Consider the following 18,181-nt stretch of genomic DNA (forward strand, 5'->3'; position numbering starts at 1 on the left):
GAGAGTAACTGCATGTTTGAAGTCGATGAAGATATTTTACAAGACTTTCTTGTAGAAGCAGGAGAAATCCTTGAGCTTTTATCTGAACAGTTAGTTGAACTGGAAAACAATCCAGAAGATACCGAGTTGCTAAATGCTATATTTAGAGGCTTTCATACCGTAAAAGGCGGTGCTGGATTCTTAGCTATGACTGAGCTTGTTGACGCATGTCACGGCGCAGAAAATGTATTCGACTTGTTAAGGCAAGGCGTTCGTTCTGTTAATTCTGAGCTAATGGATGTTATCTTACAAGCACTTGATACTATCAATGAAATGTTTGCGACGATTCAAAATCGTGATAAACCAGAACCTGCGGATCCTCAACTACTTGAAGTTTTACATAAGTTAGGTCTCCCCCCCACAGAAGACGAGTTATCAGGTACTTCTCCTGAAGTTGTTGTAGAACAGCCTCAAGAAGAAGCCGCTGAAGCACAAACTCCCAGTACTGATGGTGCGGACCCTTTTGCTTTTGATGAGCTGTTTAGTGGTCCAACTTCATCTGAAACTGACTCTCAAATTGATGAAATTACAGAGGATGAGTTTGAAAACCTACTTGATGAATTACATGGTACAAGCCAAGAATCGGCAGTAAAAGCCCCCACAAATAGTCATGATTTGAATGGTGATATTACAGACGATGAGTTTGATAATTTACTAGACGAGCTTCATGGTGTTGGCAGTTTCGGCTCTGTTGCAGCGCAAGAAAGTAATGTTACACCTGATGTACAAAAGCCATCGCCTTCGACTAACAATACAGATTCATCGAACGATGATATCAGTGATGATGAATTTGAATCACTGTTAGATGAACTTCATGGTAAGGGAACTGCACCTAAATCTTTAGAAAGCACTCCTGCGATTGCTGAAAAACCAGCCGCAAAACAAGCTGTTCCTAAGCCCAAAGCAGCCCCAGTACCAAAAGTTGAAGCATCAAAACCAGTACCTGCAAAACCTGCTGAAAAAACAGCTGCTAAAGCACCTGCTGCAGCTCCAAAAAAGGCTACTGCACCAACTGCTGAAACGACAGTGCGTGTTGACACTAAACGCTTAGATCAAATTATGAATATGGTCGGTGAATTGGTACTTGTTCGTAACCGCTTAGTTAGCTTGGCTACGAATTCTGAAAGCGAAGCAATGGGTAAAGCTATATCTAACTTAGATGTTGTTACTGCTGATATTCAAGGTGCGGTTATGCAAACCCGCATGCAACCAATTAAAAAAGTGTTTGGCCGATTTCCTCGAGTTGTTCGTGATTTAGCACGCAGCTTAAATAAAGACATTAATCTATTATTAGTTGGTGAAGAGACTGATTTAGATAAAAATTTGGTTGAGGCATTAGCCGACCCTTTAGTGCATTTAGTGCGTAACTCTGTTGATCACGGTATTGAAATGCCAGATTTTCGTGAGGCTGCTGGAAAACCAAGAACAGGTACTGTTACGTTATCAGCATCTCAGCAAGGCGATCATATTTTACTTACCATTAAAGATGATGGTGCTGGTATGGATGCTGAGAAGCTGAAAAAAATAGCGATTAGTAAAGGTGTTCTTGATCACGACCAAGCAAGCCGGCTTTCTGATACTGAAGCATATAATTTAATTTTTGCACCTGGTTTTTCAACAAAAGAAGAGATTTCGGATATTTCAGGTCGTGGCGTTGGTATGGATGTAGTTAAAACCAAAATTACCCAACTTAATGGCTCAGTAAGTATTCAGTCAGAGTTAGGTGTTGGGACTACTTTAGAGATAAAAGTACCATTAACTCTCGCTATCTTGCCGACCTTAATGGTTGTTGTTGGAGAGCAAACATTTGCATTACCACTTGCGGGTGTTAGCGAAATATTCCACCTCGATTTAACTAAAACGAATGTTGTTGATAGTCAATTGACAATTATTGTGCGCAAAAAAGCAATTCCATTGTTTTATCTTGAGCATTGGCTAGTTAAAGGCGCTGACCGCTCTCAGCGTAAAGCACATGGTCATGTAGTTATTGTCCAAATTGGTACACAACAAGTAGGCTTTGTCGTAGATTCGTTAATAGGGCAAGAGGAAGTTGTAATAAAACCTCTTGATGCTTTATTACAAGGAACACCCGGTATGGCTGGTGCTACAATTACTTCCGATGGTGGTATTGCACTTATTTTAGATGTACCAAATATGTTAAAACATTACGCGGGCTGATAATAAATAAAGTAGGTGCACTGTAAAAGTGCCCTACACTTCAATTTAATAAGAGAGCTAAATGGCCGTTAAAGTTTTAGTTGTTGATGATTCTAGCTTTTTTCGCCGCAGAGTGAGCGAAATACTTGAGCAAGACAGCGATATAAAAGTAATAGGTTTTGCTGTGAATGGCAGAGAAGCTGTTGAAAAAACAGCTGAACTACGCCCTGACATGATTACAATGGATGTAGAAATGCCTGTGCTTGACGGTATTAGCGCAGTTAAAGAAATAATGTCGAGTAATCCGACACCAATTTTGATGTTTTCTTCACTAACTCGAGATGGTGCAACGGCAACGCTTGATGCATTAGATGCCGGAGCAATGGATTTTTTACCGAAAAAATTCGAAGATATTGCACGTAACAATGAAGATGCAATAAAGCTTTTACAAGCTAAAGTGAAAGAAATTGGTCGAAGAAGGGTTCCCCGTACATTCAAGCCCATAACACCAGCTAAACCGCAAAGTATGCCATTAGCGACTCCAAGTTCATTAAGGAACACGGCAACGTTAAAGCAGCCAGATAGAAGCTTTCAACGTACGAATTCTAACGCCTCCGTTCATGCTAGTGGTAAAAAATATCAACTTGTTGCTATTGGTACATCGACTGGCGGACCCGTTGCATTACAAACAATATTAACTCAATTACCAGCAAATTTCCCGCATCCTATATTATTAATTCAGCATATGCCTGCCGCATTCACACCTGCATTTGCTTCGCGTTTAAATGGTTTATGCCAGATAAAAGTAAAGGAAGCTCAACAAGGGGATCGATTACAACCAGGGACTGCATACTTGGCTCCAGGTGGCCAACAAATGATGGTTGAGGGGCGTGGGTCTTCAAAAACATTGCGCGTATTTGAAGATAACAGTGAGCGAATAACATATAAACCAAGTGTTGATGTGACTTTTGCAAGCGTTGCAAAAGCTTGTCAAGGTGACGTACTGGCTATTGTTCTTACTGGTATGGGGGCTGATGGGCGTGATGGTGCTCGAATGTTGAAGCAGACTGGCGCCACTATTTGGGCACAAGACGAAAAAAGTTGTGTTGTTTACGGTATGCCACAGGCGGTTGCAAGTGCTGGCTTAGCAAGTGAAAGTCTTGCTCTAGATGATATCGCTCTAAGGATTAAAAAAGAGATTGGTTGTGGATAAGCTTTCTATATTAGGTTTATTTATTGCGTTAGGCGCTATAGCGATAGGTTATTCTTTAGAAGGCGGTGTTGTCTCTGCGTTATTCAATGGACCAGCACTTATAATCGTAGTTGGTGGTACGCTTGGCGCTGTGATGTTGCAAACATCATCTAGTACTTTTAAAAAAATGCTAAAAATAAGCCACTGGGTTTTTATTTCGCCAAAGCATGATGTAGACGAAGCGATCGAACAAGTTAAACAATGGTCTCACAAAGCACGACAAGAAGGCTACTTAGCACTTGAAAATGAGGCCTTAACTCATCCCGATCCATATGCAGCTAAAGGTCTTAGCTTACTTGTTGATGGTTGCTCTGAGCAAAAGCTGCGCGATACACTTGAAATTGATTTATTATTAGAACGCGACCGTTTATTAGAGGCAGGACGCGTTTATGAAGCTATGGGCGGGTATAGCCCAACAATAGGGATTTTGGGCGCAGTGCTTGGTCTTATTCAGGCTATGTCATTTATTACCGATCCGCAAAAGCTGGGTGCTGGTGTCGCGACAGCATTTATAGCCACTATTTATGGTGTCGGTTTAGCTAATTTACTATTTTTACCGATGGCAAATAAACTAAAACAACGTGTTGAACAAAAAATGTTGTATCACGAACTGTTAGCTGAAGGTGTTATTGCAATCAGTTTAGGCGAAAGCCCTGTTAATATTGAATTAAAGTTAGAAGCTTATCGTGTAGAACGCCCTAATTTAGTGGATAAATAACGATTATGCTACGTCGACGTTTACGTCACACTTCCTCTAAAAGTCAGCATACTGAGCGTTGGCTTGTGTCTTATGCAGATTATATGACGATAATGTTTGCCTTTTTTGTGGTTATGTACGCTATTGCTATAGATAAGGAAGAAAAATTTCAAATATTATCGGATTCGCTCGAGCATGTTTTTGATAAATCTGCGCGCCAACATTCACAAGTTGGTGATGGTGTTAATGGGAGTGGGGTCTTAACCGACAGAGTAACGCCGGAACAAGAGGTGTTGTATGGCGAAAGTATTCAAAAAAAGGAACAAGGCCCTGAGTTATTAGATGGTCAAAGTGACACAAGTAACATTAAACAAAAATATTTAGGAAAACCATTAGATAGCTTGTTAACTAAACTTCAATCAGCACTCATTGATGAAATTCGTGATGGAGAAGCGAGTCTTGAATTGAATCAAGATTGGCTCATTATAGAGTTGAGTTCAGGAATGTTATTTTCTAGTGGTAGTTCAGTTGCTCATTCGCGTGCTAAGCAAGTCGTAAAAATTGTCAAAGATATTATTGATCCAGTCGATAACTACATTAGAGTGCGCGGTTATACAGATAATGAGGTTATTAGTAACGAAATATTTCGTTCAAACTGGGAGCTTTCAGTTGCAAGATCCACCTCAATTTTAGTCGAGCTTGAAGCGTTGGGTATTAATTCTGCACGAATGGCAATAGAAGGTTATGGCCAGTATTCTCCTTTTGCTGATAATAACACAGAGAAAGGTCGAGCTGAAAACCGTAAGGTTGTAATCGCTCTTTCTAAGTATGGTTTACCACCTAAAGATAGTCCATCGTTAGAGCAAAAAAATATAGCAGTACAGACAGAGCCTGAAGTGGAACTACCATCAGACGATAATACAATAAAAATAATTCGTTTACCTCATGGTGGGATCCGAATAACGACGCGAAATTAATAGCAATTAGGATGTAATGTGAAGATTTGGACTGTTGCGAATCAAAAAGGCGGGGTCGGTAAAACAACAACGGCAGTTAGCCTAGCCGGTATTTTAGCGTTACAGGGCAAACGTGTATTGCTTATTGATACAGATCCCCATGCATCACTAACTTATTATTTTGGTATCGACTCTGAAGATTTAGAAGTCAGCGTGTACGATATTTTTGCTCGCGGAACAAGTATGCAAAGTGAAGAAATATTGCAAGCACTTTGCCCGTCAACTCTTGAGAATCTTGATATTTTACCCGCTACTATGGCAATAGCTACACTTGATAGAAGTATGGGTAATAAAACAGGCATGGGTTTAATACTAAAGAAAACGCTTGCTAAAATTAGTGAATATTATGACTATGCAATACTTGATTGCCCGCCGGTTTTGGGGGTTTTAATGGTTAATGCATTAGCTGCGAGTGAGCGTATTTTAGTTCCCGTACAAACCGAATTTTTGGCCCTGAAAGGGCTTGATAGGATGATGCGGACTATGGAATTAATGCAAAGCTCTCAAGCGAAAAGTTATCAATATACTATAATTCCTACTATGTATGATAAACGCACTAAAGCATCGTTGGAAGCATATAAAACTTTACAAGAAACCTATAAAGATAAAGTGTGGCCAGGTGTTATTCCTGTTGATACAAAATTTAGAGATGCGAGTTTGGCACAAAAAGTGCCAATAGAGTTTTGTCCTCGTTCCCGTGGTGTTTTTGCATATAAAGCATTATTAGACTATTTAATAGAGCAAGGTTAATGAATGAGTAAGCAATTATTTGCTAATGAAAAAGTAATGACTCAATATTTAGGTGCGTTATTACGTGATGACGAGCCTACAGATAACCTTGAACCTGTGGCAAAACTGCTTGAACAAATACCGAGTGAACAGCAAAAAGGGCAAGTACATTTAAAGCCTAATGAACAATTAAAAGCAGCGGAAAAAATATTTGCTCAAGAACTGCAAACAGAAGAGCTAAAACCATTAGATATTACTAATGAGCCAGAGCCAGTTAAAGCTGATTTAGTTGTAGAGACAAGCTCACATTTATCAGTAGAGCCGGAACAAAGAGCAGTAACAAAAAGCCAAGAAGATTATTTTGACGGTGAGTTTCAAGCATTATTTTTTGAAGTTGCGGGTTTGACTTTGGCTGTACCATTAAAAGCGTTAGGTGGGATTCATCAGTTAGGTGAAGTAAATCACTTATTTGGTAAGCCAAAATGGTTCAAAGGCGTTATGCTTAATAGAGATGAAAAACTTAATGTTGTTGATACAGCGCATTGGGTGATGCCTGAGAAGTATGACGAAAAACTAGAAGCGTCACTTAACTATCAATATTTAATAACGTTAGGTGACAGCCAATGGGGGTTATTAGCTGAAAAGTTAATAAATAACATTACATTGAGTAAAGAAGATGTAAAATGGCGTACAGATCAAAGTAAGCGCCCATGGCTTGCTGGAGTTATTAAAAAGAAAATGTGTGCTTTAATTGATGTAGATAATTTAAATGCGCTATTAGAGAAAGGCTTAGATAGTCGTCAGTAATAATGACCATTACGGAGTAACAGCATGAATCAAGATAAATTACTGTCAGCAAATAAAAATGCAGACAATGACGAAATATTACAGTGGGTTACCTTTAAGTTAGAAGAAGAAACTTATGGCGTAAACGTAATGCAAGTCCAAGAGATATTACGTTACACTGAAATAGCTCCAGTACCAGGTGCTCCTTCTTATGTAATTGGTATTATTAATTTACGGGGTAACGTAGTAACAGTTATTGATACGCGTGCTCGTTTTGGTTTAGACGCCGCTGATGCAACCGATAACTCTCGTATTTTAATAATAGAAGCTGAAGAGCAAGTTATTGGTATTTTAGCCGATAGTGTTTCTGAAGTTGTATATTTACGCAGTTCAGAAATTGACAGTGCACCTAATGTCGGTACTGAAGAGAGTGCTAAATTTATCCAAGGTGTTTGTAATCGTGATAATGAGTTACTTATTTTAGTCGATTTAAACAAGTTACTCAGTGATGATGAATGGGATGAGTTAAGCGATTTATAAGCTTTACCAATAAAAATATGCTGTTACTTAGTATTGCAATAGCTGCGCTGGCGATAGGTCTAATATCGTTAGCGTTAGTTTTTGCATTGAAAAATAAACAAACGAGTGAGCTGAATTTTGTCATGCAGCAGCTTAAAGATACCTCCGAACAAACTCATATTTTGCGAAGTGAGGTTTCTGAATTACGAACAGGCTTGTTGAGTATAGGTAAGCGTGTACTTGATGTTGAACAGCAGCATCAAGAATTAGTTCAACAACAAGCGGCTCAAAAGTATGATGATCCAGATGCCAAAATTTATTCGCGTGCTGTTAAAATGGTTGAGTTAGGGGCTGATTTAGAGGAGGTAATACGCGAGTGTGAATTACCTCGCGCTGAGGCTGAATTACTCTTTTCATTGCATAAACAAAAAGGCGCTTAGCGCCTTTTTAGTTATCAGCGTATAAATAATCTCATGCTTTAATATTCAACTTACCTTGAAAGTCTTGCCAACCTGGCGGGAATTGACCCCTTAATACATACGAAAATGCAATGAGTTCTGCAATTACATAATAAAGTTCTTTTGGGATCTCTTCTCCTAACTCTAAATGCGACAACGTTTTAGCAAGTGCAGCATCTTCGTGGATCATAATTCCTTTTAGTTTAGCCGCTGCTATTATTTCATCAGCTAACTCACCAAACCCCTTCACACTTACAGTGGGGGTGTTGCCAGCTTCGTATAAAAGTCCAATGGCTGATTTATTAATAGGTGTATCACTCATAGCTAAACCTTAATATTAATAATTGCATGAGATTTATAAAATGCCTGATTGTTAGCATCTCCTCGTTTTAAATTAAGTTCACCAACTTGCAAACCATGTTTAGCTAGTTTTGATCTTAAATTATCTAGGTGAGGGTGAGCAATTGCGCTTACTTCTTGGCTTGAGGCTAATAGCTGGCAATCAAGTGCTTTATCCATTAACTCAGCAGTAATTTGTAGCTGCCCAAGTTGGGCATAATCAAAGTTTAGCCTTACAAACCATACATTTTTATCTCCTAATTTATCTGCGTTTGGCTTTTTATATTGCCCCAGTGTTATTTCTGTTTGTGCTGCTTCTGGAGGTAATCTCATGGGTAATAAAAATTGTGCAAGCGGGTTTGTGTCTGGCTGTTGATTTGGTGTTGAGACACTTACTTGGGTAAGTGTATTTTTAACTTGTACAATTTCGCTAGCCAAAGCTTGAACTTGAGCCTGTTGGAGTTGCTCAAGCATTTTTGCTCCAGTGTTACCTGTTTTAAAAGTAGGTATAAGTACTTGCAAAAGTGCATCTAAGCCAGTTTGATTATTAAAACTGATAGGTGTTACTGACTGGCTAATTATAGGGGCGGCTAAAATACTCACAGCTACTTGTTCAAGCCCTTTAGTGAAACTACTTTGCAAAATGTCCCCCGTTAGATGAGACGGTTGTAAAGTAGCAAGTATTTCACGCTGTATGGTCGCAGGGTGTGTGTTATTGCTTGAGACCATACGATTAAATACTTGGTTGATTAACCGAGTTAAATCGGGTGTTTCTTTTGTTACTTTATTTGTAATATCAGTGATCTGATTACTTAAAAGTTGTTTATTGCTAGCCATTTTATCTGTAGGGGCGGTGGTGTCAGGAAGCTTTAATAATATAGTTAATAGCTTTGCTTCTATTGGTTGAAGCATTTGACTACGAGAGCCTGTATTAGATAACGGCTCTGCTGATGAGATAATATTTTTAGTAACTGTTTCATTTGTAGTCTTAATTAACGTGTCAGTTTTACTGTTAGTACTCGCATTTAGGATGTTTAATTGATTTGCTTTTAAATCACTTGGTGTAGAGCAAGCTACTGTATTTTGAGTAATGTTATTTGTTGTTGGCGTGTTGGTTGTTATGTTTGAAGGTGATTGCCAAACACTAACACTTCCTTTCATAAGCTGAGTTAGTTGCACAAGCGGCGGGAGTCTAGAAAAGTGCTCGGTCAAAATGTTACTTGTATTTTTTGATATCTGAACACTTGCACTTTGGGTAATGTTAACTCTGTCTTGTGGTACAACTTTGGTGTTTTTTTGTAAGGCGGCGGATGAATTGGCAGCTGTAAACTCTGACTTATTTTGTGTCGTAAAAGGCTTACTTTCAAAATATTTTACCGCATCATTAATTCGTGTTCTTAAGTCACTCAAGCTATTTTGTAGCCACGATTTTATTGGGCTATCAGTAGTAAGTAATGGATTTACTTTAATATTACTCGCAGAAACGGCTACTTCAGGTGCATTATTTTTTTGAGCTAAAAGCAACTCGTTAAATGGTTTCGAGAAGGAGTTATTAAGCATCACTTTTATGTTGCTAGTATCGGTTTTAATAAACAATTTATCAGCCTGGTTTACTAAGTTTACCTTAATAGTCGTGCTGGGTAGTTCACTAACTTGTTTATTATTTATAGGCGTTGTAAACGACCCCGACTTTTGTGGATGAGTTAAAATGGCCAGTTTTGGTGTTGCTTGCAGTTGTGCATTAGGTAGCAGCGCTGCGAGTAATTTAGTCAGTCTTGTTTGACTCAGTGGTTGCGAATGAACTGTATCAGCAAAGCTGTTAATAATATTTAGCTGTGCGCCTTTATTGTTAGTGCTTACAATTACTTTTAAAGATTGCTCGGTTATAAGTAGCTGCGCTACGTCTTTATTTATTGCAATACTGGCGTTGAGTTTATCAATGACTAATTTGGGAGTAGGCGATAAAACAACCTGGACATCCATTGGCTTACTTTCTACCTCAGTGCCTGTGCTTACATAATTTAATAAACGCTGTAACTGAGTTGGTTGACTTAAGGTGAGGGTTGTACTGTTTGGTATAATGTTGAGCTTTTTGCCATCAGGGCTGAGCTGTATGTTAGCACTGGCTATTTTTTGTAAGTTTTGAGGTGTGTTAGTCGTGCCAAGCCTTAATGTTTGCCAATGCTTATCAATAAATACATCAAGCGTAATCGAATCTTTCGAAAATTGTATATTTTTAGCGGCAAGCACCTCATCAGGTAATTGCGATAATTCATTCGTTTGAGCATTGCTCGATTGATTGATAACCAATGAATTAGATAATGTGATTTGCGTTGGCGTATTCATTATTTTAAATCAAGTTTTCTCTATTTTAAGTGAATCGATTTTAAAGCAATATTCGTATTACCCTATCATTATGGTAGACTAACGCCTAATTTTTGGCAGAGAGAATCGTCATCTTGTTACACATTAAGTCCGTCACCTGCATCAAGCAAGATCGTTGTTTGTTTGCGGATCTTAATTTTAGCCTTAATAACGGTCAAATCATGCAATTAGCAGGCCCTAACGGGGCTGGAAAAACATCGTTATTGCGTATTATCGCAGGCTTTTCTGCGCCTGATGAAGGGGCTATATTATACCAAGAATTGCCGATATCTAAGTACTATGAAGAGTATGCCAGAGAGCTATTGTTTATAGGTCATAAAACGGGTGTAAACACTCAGCTTAGTGCAGTGGAAAATGTTAGCCATTGGTTGCAAATTAATGGCTATAGCGAGCCTGATTTATACCCTATTTTAGCGAAACTAGGCCTTGTTGGACTTGAAGATGTGCCTGTTAGGATGTTATCTGCTGGGCAACAGCGACGTGTTGCTTTAGTAAGACTATGGTTAAGTGATGCTAAACTATGGGTGCTTGATGAGCCATTTACTGCGCTTGATAAAAGTGGTGTAGCCTTTTTACAACAACGATTTACTGAGCACTTACAAAGCGGTGGTGCTATCTTATTAACGACCCACCAAGATTTAACGACCCACTTTAGTAACTTACAAACGGTTACATTGGAGTATCGTCACTAATGACTCGTCAACACTCATATTGGTTACTATTTAGTGCGGTATTTACCAAAGATATAAAGCTTGCGTTTCGTCAGCGTGCAGAAATTGTAAACCCTATTTTATTTTTCTTAATTGTAATCTCATTGTTTCCGTTAGCAATAGGGCCTGAGCCCGGTCTACTGGCGAGAATGGCACCGGGAATTATTTGGGTCGCCGCGTTACTTTCTACTATGTTGGGCTTGGATAAGTTGTTTAGAGATGATTTTAACGATGGCTCATTGGAGCAATTAATTGCATCATCTTATCCGTTATCGCTAACGGTGCTTGCTAAAGTGGCTGCTCACTGGGTGGTAACAGGTTTACCGCTTGTATTAATGACACCGTTGTTTGCATTGTTATTGAATCTAGAAAGTTCGGCGCTAAAAGCGACCGTTTTAACATTATTATTAGGCACACCGCTATTGAGCTTTATCGGCGCAATTGGCGCTGGGCTTACTGTAGGATTACAAAAAGGGGGAATTTTGATGAGTTTACTCGTACTGCCTTTGTATATTCCAGTTTTAATTTTTGCAACGTCGGCTATCGATACCAGTACCATGTCACTGGATTATAGTGGACAGCTTGCTATCCTTGGTGCAATGTTACTTATTGCTATTATTAGCGCACCAATTGCCATATCGTCAGCTTTAAAAGTGAGTGTAAGTTAATGTGGAAGTGGTTACATCCCTATGCTAAAGCGGAGCGTGCATATCAATTATGCAATACGTTACTGCCTTATTTTGCCGTAGTTACTGTAGTTAGTATGATTGTTGGTTGGGTATGGGGGCTTGGTTTTGCACCTGCCGATTACCAGCAAAAAGACAGCTACCGTATCATTTTTATTCATGTTCCTTCCGCCATTTTATCTATGGGCGCTTACTCATCAATGGCTATTGCAGCTGTTGTTGCACTTGTATGGCAACTACGAAATGCCGAACTTGCCGTTATTGCTATAGCGCCTGTTGGTGCTTGTATTACAGCTATAGCGCTTATTACTGGCGCTGCATGGGGTAAGCCTATGTGGGGTGCTTGGTGGGTATGGGATGCGCGTTTAACGTCTGAACTTATTTTATTATTTTTATATCTTGGCGTGCTTTCGCTTTACCATGCATTTGAAGATAAGAAGTCAGCAGGGCGTGCGGCTTCTATTTTAGCGATTGTGGGCGTAATCAACTTACCTATTATTCATTACTCAGTTGAGTGGTGGAATACGCTACACCAAGGCGCAAGCATTACAAAATTAGACACAAAAGCAATAGACCCAAGTATGTTTTGGCCACTTATGGTTAATATTTTAGCCTTTGCTGCTTTTGTAGGAACAGTGACTTTAATTCGTCTTAAAAATGAAATTTTACAACGCGAAAAGCACCGACCGTGGGTACGCTCGTTGTTAAATAAGGGGTAATTATGCAGTTTGACTCTTTTTCTGATTTTATTTCAATGGGGGGCTATGGGTTTTATATATGGCTTTCTTTTGGTACATGCGCACTTATTTTACTCGGTATTTTAGTGAGCTCTTTAAGAGATACCAAACGTATTATGGCTTCAGTAGAACAGCAAATAATACGCGAAGCGCGAATTAAAAAAGCTAAACAGGAACAAGTCTCATGAATCCAAGACGTAAAAAGCGCCTATTGGTAATTATTGCCGTGCTGTTTGGTATTGGTGGATCGATTGGTTTAGTGCTTTATGCACTTCAAGAAAACATTAATCTTTTTTATACGCCAAGCGAACTTATTGATGGCAAAGGGCCTAATAAAGAAAAGCCTTTCATTGGCCAAAAGTTACGTATTGGCGGCATGGTTGTACCAGGCACCGTTGAGCGTAATGAACAGAGCTTACAAGTAAGCTTTAAGCTAATAGATACAGGTCCATTAGTGACCGTGCGTTATCAAGGTATATTGCCAGACTTGTTTCGTGAAGGGCAAGGCATTGTAGCGCAGGGCGTATTAATCGAACCTAACGTTATTGAAGCATTTGAAGTGCTAGCAAAGCATGACGAAGAATATATGCCAGCAGAAGTTGCAGAGGCAGTTAAAGGTATTAAGCACGAAAAACCAAAATACAACTTAGATAGTGGTAATTAGCTATGATCCCAGAAATTGGTTATTTTTCTTTAACGCTTGCTATGGTATTAAGCGTTTTACTGTGTATTTTTCCTCTTTGGGGCGCGCATACCGGTAATCTTCGATTAATGCGTGCAGCTCCCTCTTTAGCAATTGGGCAATTCGCTTTTGTTTTAATCTCTTTTGCAGCACTTATTTACGCCAGTGTAACGGATGATTTTACCGTATCGTACGTAGCATATCATTCAAGTAGCACGCTGCCTTGGTATTACAAAATCACCTCTACATGGGGCGGCCATGAAGGCGCTATTTTACTGTGGCTTGTAATGCAAGCGGGTTGGACTGCAGTAGTTGCTGCACGCTCTAAATCACTCCCTTGGGTGTTACGTGCTCGCGTATTGGGTGTGCTTGGCTTTTTAGGTGTCGGTTTTATGATGTACACCTTGCTACTTTCAAGCCCGTTTGAGCGCCTACTTCCTTATTTTCCGGTAGAGGGGCGTGATTTAAATCCGTTACTTCAAGATCCGGGTATGATTATTCATCCGCCATTACTGTACATGGGTTATGTAGGGCTATCGGTTGCTTTTTCTTTTGCTATTGCTGCGTTATTAACCGGTAAGCTTGATAACACATGGGCTAAGTGGTCACGTCCATGGACAATGACTGCATGGGGCTTTTTAACTCTAGGAATCACAATTGGTAGCTGGTGGGCATATTCAGAGCTTGGCTGGGGCGGCTGGTGGTTTTGGGACCCAGTAGAAAACGCATCGTTAATGCCATGGCTTGTGGCAACCGCATTACTGCACTCATTAAGCGTAACTGAAAAACGCGGTGTATTTAAATCATGGACTGTTTTACTAGCTATCGCAGCGTTTTCATTAAGCCTTTTGGGAACCTTTATTGTACGCTCGGGTATTATTGTATCGGTACACGCTTTTGCAACAGACCCTGATCGTGGCTTATTTATACTTGCCTTTTTAGGCATCGTTGTAGGTGGTGGCTTGGCGTTATATGCACTGCGTGTGTCACAAGTTCACAGTGAAGGACGATACAAGCTGGTATCGCGCGAAGTGGCGTTATGGCTCAATAATATATTTTTAGTGGTTGCTACATTGATCGTATTGCTTGGTACGCTATTACCTATGGTACATAAAGAGATGGGCCTAGGCAGTATTTCTATTGGCGAACCGTTTTTTAATAAAATGTTTGCAATAATTTTAGTGCCGTTTGCTATTTTGATGGGTATAGGACCATTTTTACGCTGGAAGCAAAATAAATGGGCTTTCTTACAAAACAAAATATTAATGGGCGTATTAGCCAGTGTTGTAATTACCTGCGCTTGGTTGTTTTCAAGTTACGACTTAGTAAAACCACTTACGCTATTAGCTACTACGCTTGCGGTTTGGATTGCAATATCAACCGGGATCGATATTTACACTAAAGCCGCAGTGCATGGCACCTTAAAAGAAGGTTTAAAACGCTTAGGTGTAAGTTACTGGGCTATGGTGCTTGGGCATATTGGTATTGCATTTGTTATTGCGGGTGTAACGCTTACATCGGCATATTCAGTTGAGCGTGATGTATCTATGAAACAAGGCGATACAGTCCAGCTTAATCAATATGAATACCGCTTTGATGGTGTTAAAGCTATTCGCGGACCAAACTACAGTGGTCATGCTGGTGTTGTATCTGTGCTTAAAAATAATGAACTAGTAACACGCTTACACGCCGAAAAACGTAAGTATGATATTGGTATGCAGTTTATGACCGAGGCGGCAATAGATGCAGGCTTTACACGTGATTTATACTTAGCGTTAGGTGAGCAGTTAAGCCAAGGCGCATGGTCACTTCGCATTTATCACAAACCGTTTGTTCGTTGGATGTGGATTGGTGGTGTGCTTATTTCCCTCGCTGGATTTATGATTTTATTTGATAAACGCTACCGCACATCAGCTAAAACAGCGCGTAGGGCTGCATCGGAGAGTGTTTTATGAACCGTAAAATTTTAGCTATTGCGCCGCTTTTAGTGTTTGTTTTTGTGTGTGTATTTTTATACCAAGGTCTTTTTGCTAACCCTCGTGAAATTCAAACGGGGCGATTAGGTCAAGAAATGCCAGCATTTAATCTACCTGATTTAATGCAAGACAATAAGCCATGGACTAACGAGTCTTTAAAAGGCGAGGTTTACTTACTAAATGTATGGGGCACTTGGTGTCCTACATGTTTAGTTGAGCTTGGCTATTTAACTAAGTTACGTGAGCAAGGTGTTAAAATTATTGGGCTTTATTACGTACAAGGTTACGATGCTGATTTTGATGGCCCTTTTGATATGCAATCACTTCGCACAGAAGTGAGCGATATGCTGCAACGTGCGGGTGACCCATATCAATTTAATATCTTGGATTTACATCGTACTTTGTCGTTGGATTTAGGCGTGTCGGGTGCGCCTGAAACATTTTTAGTCGATAAAAACGGCACTATTTTGTTGCATCACACGGGCGATATAAACCCGCGAGTATGGCGAGCTAAATTTGCGCCAATTATGCAGGAGCTTAAATAATGAAATGGTTACTACTTACGCTTAGCATTTTTGTAAGCATCAGTGCGTTTGCTGAGCAAGACCGCTATCAATTTGATAACAACAAACAAGCAATATTGTTTGAAGAGCTAACTAAAGAGCTGCGTTGTCCTAAGTGTCAAAATCAAAATATTGCGGACTCCGACGCCGTTGTTGCTAAAGACTTACGCGATAAAGTACTCGTATTGGTTAAAGAAGGTAAGAGCAAAGACGAAGTGATTGATTACATGATTGACCGCTTTGGCTATTTTGTTCATTACGACCCACCAGTTACACCCGCGACTTTAGTACTTTGGGTATTACCTGTATTAATTGTCATAGTCGGCTTTGGTTTTATTGTTATTCGCCAGCGAAAAGCATCAGTAAAACAAACCTGGAGCAGTGACGACGAAATGCTGCTAGCTAAGCTAATTGAACAAAATAAACGTCAGGAGCAAAGTTAAATGATTTTAATGTGGGCGTGTTTTGCTTTACTCACACTGGTTGCTCTTGCGTTTGTGATGTTGCCTTTTTTAAAAAAAGAGCACGTTAAAACAATTACTCATAATGCCAATGCGGAGCTAATTAGTATTTATGAGCAGCGTTTAGTTGATTTACAAACCGATTTAGATAATCAACGCATTGATAGCGTCAATCACACAGAATCAATTGTTGAATTAAAACGTCGTTTATTGAACGAATTATCGCCAGAAAAGTCACTTAATAGCAAAGGTAATAATCGTATTTTTGCTTTAACAGGCGGTGCATTTGTTCTTGCACTAACGGGGATTTTTTATAGCTTTACAGGTAGTCAGCAGCAAATTTCGGCTTGGCATGATGCAATGGATAATTTAGCGGATTACGGTGAGCGTGCTGTAATGCAAAAAGGTGAGCCGCTTAGTCAAAATGAGCTGCAGGCTTTTGCATTGGCGCTTCGTACTAAGCTTAGCCGTTCGGGTGATGATGAAGTCGCTTGGATGCTACTTGGACGAGTTGCTATGTCGCTTAATGAATTTGACATGGCGCAGCAGTCATTTGATAAAGCGCTACGTATGAATCCTGATAATATGCAGGTACTTATTAGTTACAGCCAAGTTTTATTACTAGAAGGCAGCGAAGCTAATATGACCCGTGCGGCAGGTATGCTCTCAAAAGTACTAAAAGTCGAGCCTACCAATTTAGATGCTATTTCGTTACTCGCGCTTATAGCGTATGAGCGCAAAGATTGGCCGCAAGCTAAAACTGCATTTGAAGTTTTATTGGCAAGCATGGGAAAAAATGATTCTCGTTATAGCATGATCTCTGAGCGTATTGCTGATATAGAGCAGCAAATGCAAACGGAAGGCTTAGTTATGCCAGTTACTACTACAACGGGTGCTATTGCAGTTACTGTCGACATTGCAAAAGAGCTTATTGATAAACAACCAAAAAACGGTATTTTATTTATATTTGCAAAAGCTGCAACTGGCTCACCTATGCCATTAGCTGCTGTTAAACTCGCTAAATATTCATTTCCAATTACAGTCGAGTTGAGTGATAGTAGTGCAATGGTTGCAGGGCTTAACTTATCGAGTGCCGAAAATATTATTATTTCGGCGCGTATTTCTATAGATGACTCGGTTATGCCAAGTTCTGGTGAGCTAGAAGGTCATTCACAGTCGTTAAAGCGTGAAAGTGTAAGTGACTACCAACTTCAAATTGATACATTAATACCTTAAGGACGTTAGATGTTAAAGCATAGTTTTACTTTTTTATGTTTATTGGTACTGGCCGGTTGTGCTCAAGTACCACAAAGTAAAGTAGATGAGAGAGATCCTCTGCAAAGTATTAATCGTCCATTATATGACTTTAATATGGATGTACTCGATGCATACTTGTTGCGCCCCGCAGCAGTTGGTTACATGACAGTTACACCTGTACCTGTACGCCAGAGCGTTGTCCATTTTACCGACAATATAACGGCTCCTGTAGATATGATAAATGCCGGCCTGCAAGGTAAGCCGGGTAATGCAAGTGTTAGCCTTGCGCGTTTTTTAGTTAATTCTACTGTTGGCATATTTGGTTTGTTTGATGTTGCCAGCTCATTAGGCCTTGAAGTTGTAGATGAAGACTTTGGACAGACCTTGGGTGTGTGGGGGGTGGGCGATGGCGCTTATTTAATGCTGCCTGCTATGGGGCCAAAAACAGTGCGTAACTTAACGGGTGATGTCGTCGATAACTTTGTACTACCTGAGGTAGCATTAACGACTCCACAAACTATTCTAGTGTTTGTTTTAAAGGCAGTGGAAGCGCGCGCCTCATTAATCCCTCAAGAGGGGCTATTAAATGATTCACTTGATCCATACTTGTTTGTGAAAGATATTTATTTCCAGCGTCAAATTTATGAACTATACGACGGTAATCCGCCAATCAAAGAAGAGCCCGCTGATTTTGATGAAGACTTTTTAGAAAGCTTATAACCCAACACCAGC

Annotated in this window: 20 protein-coding genes; 18 read left to right on the plus strand and 2 right to left on the minus strand. The window is 39.7% G+C overall.

Translation table 11 applies throughout. From position 1 onward, the window contains the following. The first annotated feature begins 12 nt into the window (after window positions 1–12). The 8 genes from P20495_RS08580 to P20495_RS08545 all read left to right on the plus strand — a co-directional run bounded on the left by P20495_RS08580 (window position 13) and on the right by P20495_RS08545 (window position 7,635). Window positions 13–2,217: a chemotaxis protein CheA gene (locus P20495_RS08580; RefSeq protein ID WP_008136743.1), complete on the plus strand. Its 2,205-nt coding sequence runs from the start codon at window positions 13–15 to the stop codon at window positions 2,215–2,217. A 61-nt stretch (window positions 2,218–2,278) separates the two neighbouring features. Then, window positions 2,279–3,409, plus strand: a complete 1,131-nt coding sequence (locus tag P20495_RS08575) for a chemotaxis response regulator protein-glutamate methylesterase (protein WP_007377940.1) — start codon at window positions 2,279–2,281, stop codon at window positions 3,407–3,409. Next, entirely contained in the window at window positions 3,402–4,166 is a 765-nt protein-coding gene (locus P20495_RS08570) for a flagellar motor protein (RefSeq protein ID WP_007377939.1), read from the plus strand. Before P20495_RS08575 ends, P20495_RS08570 begins: the two co-directional genes overlap by 8 nt. 5 nt (window positions 4,167–4,171) lie before the next feature. Beyond that, window positions 4,172–5,122: a flagellar motor protein MotB gene (locus P20495_RS08565; RefSeq protein WP_033015910.1), complete on the plus strand. Its 951-nt coding sequence runs from the start codon at window positions 4,172–4,174 to the stop codon at window positions 5,120–5,122. Between the two features lie 18 nt (window positions 5,123–5,140). Beyond that, a complete protein-coding gene (locus P20495_RS08560; RefSeq protein WP_007377937.1) occupies window positions 5,141–5,911 on the plus strand; it encodes a ParA family protein in 771 nt (256 codons plus the stop codon). Window positions 5,912–5,914: 3 nt separating this feature from the next. Further along, entirely contained in the window at window positions 5,915–6,697 is a 783-nt protein-coding gene (locus tag P20495_RS08555; RefSeq protein ID WP_008136747.1) for a chemotaxis protein CheW, read from the plus strand. Window positions 6,698–6,721: 24 nt separating this feature from the next. Beyond that, window positions 6,722–7,216 carry a chemotaxis protein CheW gene (locus P20495_RS08550; protein ID WP_007377935.1) on the plus strand — a complete coding sequence of 165 codons (495 nt, stop codon included), beginning with the start codon at window positions 6,722–6,724 and terminating at the stop codon, window positions 7,214–7,216. Window positions 7,217–7,233: 17 nt separating this feature from the next. Next, on the plus strand, window positions 7,234–7,635 hold the full coding sequence (locus P20495_RS08545; protein WP_007377934.1) for a DUF2802 domain-containing protein: 402 nt from the start codon (window positions 7,234–7,236) through the stop codon (window positions 7,633–7,635). 31 nt (window positions 7,636–7,666) lie between these two features. Here P20495_RS08545 and P20495_RS08540 read toward each other — a convergent pair whose 3' ends face one another. Together P20495_RS08540 and P20495_RS08535 are read right to left on the minus strand one after the other, a co-directional pair. Then, window positions 7,667–7,975 carry an EscU/YscU/HrcU family type III secretion system export apparatus switch protein gene (locus P20495_RS08540; protein ID WP_007377933.1) on the minus strand — a complete coding sequence of 103 codons (309 nt, stop codon included), beginning with the start codon at window positions 7,973–7,975 and terminating at the stop codon, window positions 7,667–7,669. Between the two features lie 2 nt (window positions 7,976–7,977). Beyond that, entirely contained in the window at window positions 7,978–10,338 is a 2,361-nt protein-coding gene (locus tag P20495_RS08535; RefSeq protein WP_008136752.1) for a flagellar hook-length control protein FliK, read from the minus strand. Window positions 10,339–10,451: 113 nt separating this feature from the next. Between P20495_RS08535 and ccmA the strand changes: the two genes are divergently transcribed. Genes ccmA through P20495_RS08485 form a run of 10 tightly spaced genes read left to right on the plus strand, consistent with a single transcriptional unit; the run spans window position 10,452 to window position 18,169 of the window. Then, window positions 10,452–11,069 carry a cytochrome c biogenesis heme-transporting ATPase CcmA gene (ccmA, locus tag P20495_RS08530; RefSeq protein WP_086007048.1) on the plus strand — a complete coding sequence of 206 codons (618 nt, stop codon included), beginning with the start codon at window positions 10,452–10,454 and terminating at the stop codon, window positions 11,067–11,069. After that, the gene (ccmB, locus tag P20495_RS08525) at window positions 11,069–11,755 is read left to right on the plus strand and encodes a heme exporter protein CcmB (RefSeq protein WP_008136756.1); all 687 of its coding nucleotides are present in this window, start codon (window positions 11,069–11,071) and stop codon (window positions 11,753–11,755) included. The genes ccmA and ccmB overlap by 1 nt, the downstream gene beginning before the upstream one ends. Beyond that, window positions 11,755–12,492, plus strand: a complete 738-nt coding sequence (locus tag P20495_RS08520; RefSeq protein ID WP_007377928.1) for a heme ABC transporter permease — start codon at window positions 11,755–11,757, stop codon at window positions 12,490–12,492. Before ccmB ends, P20495_RS08520 begins: the two co-directional genes overlap by 1 nt. Window positions 12,493–12,494: 2 nt before the next feature. After that, a complete protein-coding gene (gene ccmD / locus P20495_RS08515) occupies window positions 12,495–12,698 on the plus strand; it encodes a heme exporter protein CcmD (protein ID WP_008136759.1) in 204 nt (67 codons plus the stop codon). After that, window positions 12,695–13,174, plus strand: coding sequence for a cytochrome c maturation protein CcmE (gene ccmE, locus P20495_RS08510; protein WP_007585848.1), 480 nt, complete (start codon window positions 12,695–12,697; stop codon window positions 13,172–13,174). Before ccmD ends, ccmE begins: the two co-directional genes overlap by 4 nt. 2 nt (window positions 13,175–13,176) lie before the next feature. Further along, the gene (locus P20495_RS08505; protein ID WP_008136761.1) at window positions 13,177–15,147 is read left to right on the plus strand and encodes a heme lyase CcmF/NrfE family subunit; all 1,971 of its coding nucleotides are present in this window, start codon (window positions 13,177–13,179) and stop codon (window positions 15,145–15,147) included. Next, window positions 15,144–15,713: a redoxin family protein gene (locus tag P20495_RS08500; protein ID WP_007377924.1), complete on the plus strand. Its 570-nt coding sequence runs from the start codon at window positions 15,144–15,146 to the stop codon at window positions 15,711–15,713. The genes P20495_RS08505 and P20495_RS08500 overlap by 4 nt, the downstream gene beginning before the upstream one ends. After that, window positions 15,713–16,174, plus strand: a complete 462-nt coding sequence (locus tag P20495_RS08495; protein ID WP_007377923.1) for a cytochrome c-type biogenesis protein — start codon at window positions 15,713–15,715, stop codon at window positions 16,172–16,174. Before P20495_RS08500 ends, P20495_RS08495 begins: the two co-directional genes overlap by 1 nt. Beyond that, window positions 16,175–17,428 (plus strand): c-type cytochrome biogenesis protein CcmI, encoded by a 1,254-nt coding sequence (gene ccmI, locus P20495_RS08490; RefSeq protein WP_008136762.1) that lies wholly within the window; start codon window positions 16,175–16,177, stop codon window positions 17,426–17,428. It abuts the gene before it with no gap. Between the two features lie 9 nt (window positions 17,429–17,437). Continuing rightward, the gene (locus tag P20495_RS08485; protein ID WP_007377921.1) at window positions 17,438–18,169 is read left to right on the plus strand and encodes a VacJ family lipoprotein; all 732 of its coding nucleotides are present in this window, start codon (window positions 17,438–17,440) and stop codon (window positions 18,167–18,169) included. Window positions 18,170–18,181: the final 12 nt, after the last annotated feature.

The organism is Pseudoalteromonas sp. BSi20495 (genome assembly GCF_000241185.1).
Classification (GTDB): domain Bacteria; phylum Pseudomonadota; class Gammaproteobacteria; order Enterobacterales; family Alteromonadaceae; genus Pseudoalteromonas; species Pseudoalteromonas fuliginea.